The sequence below is a fragment of the Nocardiopsis ansamitocini genome (genome assembly GCF_030268225.1).
GTDB classification, from domain to species: domain Bacteria; phylum Actinomycetota; class Actinomycetes; order Streptosporangiales; family Streptosporangiaceae; genus Nocardiopsis_D; species Nocardiopsis_D ansamitocini.
Genome location: NZ_BSQG01000023.1, coordinates 1 through 5,573, shown reverse-complemented (window position 1 = coordinate 5,573; position 5,573 = coordinate 1). Strand labels below are relative to the sequence as shown.

The 5,573-nt window shown below is 56.5% G+C and carries 3 rRNA genes; all 3 read left to right on the top strand.

The window, feature by feature from the left end:
* Positions 1-243: 243 nt before the first annotated feature.
* The 3 genes from QSJ59_RS24195 (at position 244) to rrf (ending at position 5,508) form a co-directional block, all read left to right on the top strand.
* Positions 244-1,776 (top strand): 16S ribosomal RNA (locus QSJ59_RS24195).
* 399 nt (positions 1,777-2,175) lie between these two features.
* Positions 2,176-5,271: ribosomal RNA gene (locus QSJ59_RS24190) — 23S ribosomal RNA — on the top strand.
* Positions 5,272-5,391: 120 nt separating this feature from the next.
* A 5S ribosomal RNA gene (rrf, locus tag QSJ59_RS24185) occupies positions 5,392-5,508 on the top strand.
* Together the 16S, 23S and 5S rRNA genes form the textbook arrangement of a ribosomal RNA operon.
* Positions 5,509-5,573: the final 65 nt, after the last annotated feature.

The window sequence follows — 5,573 nt, the reverse complement described above, 5'->3', positions numbered from 1 at the left end:
GCCGCACCGATACGAAGAGCGTGACACGCGGGCCTGGCCCGCTGGGAATGCTTGTAGACGGTTAAGCGGTTGCTTTTTGAGAACTCAACAGCGCGTGTTTATTTACTTACAGCCAAGTTTGTTTTGGCTCCCGACCATCACATTGTGATGGTGAGGGATTCCTTTGATTGAATGTCAGTTTGATGTTCAGTCAGGGTTGACGCCATCTAGGTTTCCACGGTCTTCGGGTCGTGGTGGTAGACCTTAATGGAGAGTTTGATCCTGGCTCAGGACGAACGCTGGCGGCGTGCTTAACACATGCAAGTCGAGCGGTAAGGCCCTTCGGGGTACACGAGCGGCGAACGGGTGAGTAACACGTGAGTAACCTGCCCCCAACTCTGGGATAAGCCGAGGAAACTCGGTCTAATACCGGATATGACACGCTCCTGCATGGGAGGGTGTGGAAAGTTTTTTCGGTTGGGGATGGACTCGCGGCCTATCAGCTTGTTGGTGAGGTAATGGCTCACCAAGGCGATAACGGGTAGCCGGCCTGAGAGGGCGACCGGCCACACTGGGACTGAGACACGGCCCAGACTCCTGCGGGAGGCAGCAGTGGGGAATATTGCGCAATGGGCGAAAGCCTGACGCAGCGACGCCGCGTGGGGGATGACGGCCTTCGGGTTGTAAACCTCTTTTACCACTCACGCAGGCTCCCAGTTTTCTGGGGGTTGACGGTAGGTGGGGAATAAGGACCGGCTAACTACGTGCCAGCAGCCGCGGTAATACGTAGGGTCCGAGCGTTGTCCGGAATTATTGGGCGTAAAGAGCTCGTAGGCGGCTAGTCGCGTCTGCTGTGAAAGACCGGGGCTTAACTCCGGTTCTGCAGTGGATACGGGCTGGCTAGAGGTAGGTAGGGGAGACTGGAATTCCTGGTGTAGCGGTGAAATGCGCAGATATCAGGAGGAACACCGGTGGCGAAGGCGGGTCTCTGGGCCTTACCTGACGCTGAGGAGCGAAAGCATGGGGAGCGAACAGGATTAGATACCCTGGTAGTCCATGCCGTAAACGTTGGGCGCTAGGTGTGGGGACTTTCCACGGTCTCCGTGCCGTAGCTAACGCATTAAGCGCCCCGCCTGGGGAGTACGGCCGCAAGGCTAAAACTCAAAGGAATTGACGGGGGCCCGCACAAGCGGCGGAGCATGTTGCTTAATTCGACGCAACGCGAAGAACCTTACCAAGGTTTGACATCACCCATGGACTCGTGGAGACACGGGGTCATTTAGTTGGTGGGTGACAGGTGGTGCATGGCTGTCGTCAGCTCGTGTCGTGAGATGTTGGGTTAAGTCCCGCAACGAGCGCAACCCTTGTTCCATGTTGCCAGCACGTAATGGTGGGGACTCATGGGAGACTGCCGGGGTCAACTCGGAGGAAGGTGGGGATGACGTCAAGTCATCATGCCCCTTATGTCTTGGGCTGCAAACATGCTACAATGGCCGGTACAGAGGGCGTGCGATGTCGTAAGGCGGAGCGAATCCCTAAAAGCCGGTCTCAGTTCGGATTGGGGTCTGCAACTCGACCCCATGAAGGTGGAGTCGCTAGTAATCGCGGATCAGCAACGCCGCGGTGAATACGTTCCCGGGCCTTGTACACACCGCCCGTCACGTCACGAAAGTCGGCAACACCCGAAACTTGCGGCCCAACCCTTCGGGGAGGGAGTGAGTGAAGGTGGGGCTGGCGATTGGGACGAAGTCGTAACAAGGTAGCCGTACCGGAAGGTGCGGCTGGATCACCTCCTTTCTAAGGAGTCATTGAAGCCGACTGTTTTTCCTATCATGGTCGGTTGACTCGAGAGTGGAACCGATGCTGGTTGCTGATGCTGGTGCCTTCGATGGGTGCTGGTGGGTGGCTGGAGTGTTCGGTCTTGGTTGTTGAGTGGATGAACTTTGCCCCTGGTTTCCTAGAGCTGGGGGGCGCGCTGTTGGGTATCTGAGGAAGCAACCGATACCGGCTTTCTTCATCGTTGAGGGTTTGGTCGTGCGAGTGTGCCGGCTGGGCTTGGTGGGGAGGGTTGGTGGTTGTTTTCTGGTGCCGCCTCAAAGAACTCTTGGTGAGGTTTTTTTCTCGTTGAGTGGTGTTTGGGTTTGCGGGTGGTGTTTTGATTTGTGAATAGTGTGCGCGAGCATCTTGTATCTGTGGTGGCCAAGTGATAGTGGCACACGGTGGATGCCTTGGCATCAGGCGCCGATGAAGGACGTGGGAGGCCGCGATAGGCCACGGGGAGCTGTCAACCGAGCTTTGATCCGTGGGTGTCCGAATGGGGAAACCTAGCCCGAGTTGTGTCGGGTTGCCGCTACCTGAATGTATAGGGTAGTTGGTGGTGACGCGGGGAAGTGAAACATCTCAGTACCCGCAGGAAGAGAAAACAATAGTGATTCCCTGAGTAGTGGTGAGCGAAAGGGGATGTGGCTAAACCGTGCGCGTGTGATACCCGGCAGGGGTTGCGTGTGCGGGGTTGTGGGATGTGCTGTGTTCAGTCTGCCGGCTGGGCGCGATGATGGTCTGATTAGCCGAAACTGGTGGTAAACGGTACCGGAGTGGGTGAGAGTCCCGTAGGTGAAGATCAGGTCTAGTCGTTGGTGTATTCCCGAGTAGCGCGGAGCCCGTGAAATTCCGTGTGAATCTGGCAGGACCACCTGCTAAGCCTAAATACGTCCTGATGACCGATAGTGCACTAGTACCGTGAGGGAAAGGTGAAAAGTGCCCCGGTGAGGGGTCGTGAAATAGTACCTGAAACCGTGTGCTGTCAAGCCGTCAGAGCCTGGACTCCTTGTGGGTGGTGGGTGATGGCGTGCCTTTTGAAGAATGAGCCTGCGAGTCATGGTGTGTGGCGAGGTTAACCCGGGTGGGGTAGCCGTAGCGAAAGCGAGTCTGAATAGGGCGTTTGAGTCGCATGCTGTGGACCCGAAGCGGAGTGATCTACCCATGTCCAGGGTGAAGCGGAGGTAAGACTTCGTGGAGGCCCGAACCCACCAGGGTTGAAAACCTGGGGGATGAGGTGTGGGTAGGGGTGAAAGGCCAATCAAACTCCGTGATAGCTGGTTCTCCCCGAAATGCATTTAGGTGCAGCGTTTCGTGTTGCTTGCCGGAGGTAGAGCTACTGGTTGGCTGATGGGCCCTACAAGGTTACTGACGTCAGCTAAACTCCGAATGCCGGTTTAAGTTAGCGAGGCAGTGAGACTGCGGGGGATAAGCTTCGTAGTCGAGAGGGAAACAGCCCAGATCATCAGCTAAGGCCCCTAAGCGTGTGCTAAGTGGGAAAGGTTGTGGAGTTGCTGAGACAACCAGGAGGTTGGCTTAGAAGCAGCCATCCTTTAAAGAGTGCGTAATAGCTCACTGGTCAAGTGATTCTGCGCCGATAATGTAACGGGGCTTAAGTACACCGCCGAAGCTGTGGACTCAACACTTTTGTGTTGTTTGGTAGGGGAGCGTCCTGCACGAGGTGAAGCTGCGAAGTGATTCTGTGGTGGATTGTGTGGGAGTGAGAATGCAGGCATGAGTAGCGAAACCAGTGTGAGAAACACTGGCGCCGATTGACTAAGGGTTCCTGGGGCAGGTTAATCCGCCCAGGGTGAGTCGGGGCCTAAGGCGAGGCCGACAGGCGTAGTCGATGGATAACGGGTTGATATTCCCGTACCCGTTCATACGCGTCCAATACTGAATCCTTTGATGCTAACCACCACTGAAGCTCATTTTCGCCTTCGGGTGTTTGTGGGTGGAGGCGTGGGATCCGATTGGGTAGTAGGTAAGTGATGGGGTGACGCAGAGGGGTAGCTCTACCGGGCGATGGTTGTTCCCGGGTCAAGCGTGTAGCCTGGAGCATAGGTAAATCCGTGTTCTGTGAAGGGTGAGGCGTGACGTCGAGGCGTTGAGCTGAAGTGAGTGATCCCGTACTGTCGAGAAAAGCCTCTAGCGAGTGTGTGGGCGGCCCGTACCCTAAACCGACGCAGGTGGTCAGGTCGAGTAGACCGAGGCGATCGGGTGAACCATGGTTAAGGAACTCGGCAAACTGTCCCCGTAACTTTGGGAGAAGGGGAGCCCTGTCTGGTGATCGAGTTTTCCTCGTGAGCTGGGTGGGGTCGCAGATACCGGGGGGAAGCGACTGTTTATTAAAAACACAGGTCCGTGCGAAGTCGTAAGACGCTGTATACGGACTGACGCCTGCCCGGTGCCGGAACGTTAAGAGGACTGGTTAGATACTTTTGTGTCGAGGCTGGGAATCTAAGCGCCGGTAAACGGCGGTGGTAACTATAACCATCCTAAGGTAGCGAAATTCCTTGTCGGGTAAGTTCCGACCTGCACGAATGGCGTAACGACTTCCCCGCTGTCTCAACCATGGGCCCGGTGAAATTGCACTACGAGTAAAGATGCTCGTTTCGCGCAGCAGGACGGAAAGACCCCGGGACCTTCACTATAGCTTGACATTGGTGTTTGGGATGGTTTGTGTAGGATAGGTGGGAGCCGGTGAAGCTGTCACGCTAGTGATGGTGGAGGCGTTGGTGAAATACCACTCTGACTGTTTCGGGCATCTAACCTGGGACCGTGATCCGGTTCGGGGACAGTGTCTGGTGGGTAGTTTAACTGGGGCGGTTGCCTCCTAAAGAGTAACGGAGGCGCCCAAAGGTTCCCTCAGCCTGGTTGGCAATCAGGTGTTGAGTGTAAGTGCACAAGGGAGCTTGACTGTGAGACGGACGTGTCGAGCAGGTGCGAAAGCAGGGACTAGTGATCCGGCACCGGCGTGTGGAAGCGGTGTCGCTCAACGGCTAAAAGGTACCCCGGGGATAACAGGCTGATCTTCCCCAAGAGTCCATATCGACGGGATGGTTTGGCACCTCGATGTCGGCTCGTCGCATCCTGGGGCTGGAGTTGGTCCCAAGGGTTGGGCTGTTCGCCCATTAAAGCGGCACGCGAGCTGGGTTTAGAACGTCGTGAGACAGTTCGGTCCCTATCCGCTGCGCGCGTTGGAGACTTGAGAAGGGCTGTCCCTAGTACGAGAGGACCGGGATGGACGAACCTCTGGTGTGCCAGTTGTCCTGCCAAGGGCATGGCTGGTTGGCTACGTTCGGGAAAGATAACCGCTGAAAGCATCTAAGCGGGAAGCTTGCTTCAAGATGAGGTCTCCCACCACTTCGAGTGGGTAAGGCCCCCTAGAGACGATGGGGTTGATAGGCCGGATGTGGAAGCCTTGTGAGGGGTGGAGCTGACCGGTACTAATCGGCCGAGGGCTTGTCCATCGCAGATGACTGGATGCTCGCGCACACTATTCGTTTTTGGCTGGCTGCCTTTTTGGTGGTTGGTTTTCCGTGGGTTTCCCGCGCTCGCCTGGTGTTTGGGGTGGGTGGTTGGGTGGAGGTTTACGGTGGTCATAGCGGGAAGGAAACACCCGGTCCCATTCCGAACCCGGAAGTTAAGCTTTCCAGCGCCGATGGTACTGCCTCCTTGCTGGGGTGGGAGAGTAGGACGCCGCCGTAATTGATGTTGGTTGGGCTCGTTTGGTTGCCTCTTGTGGGGGTGGCTGGGCGAGCCCTTCCGCATTT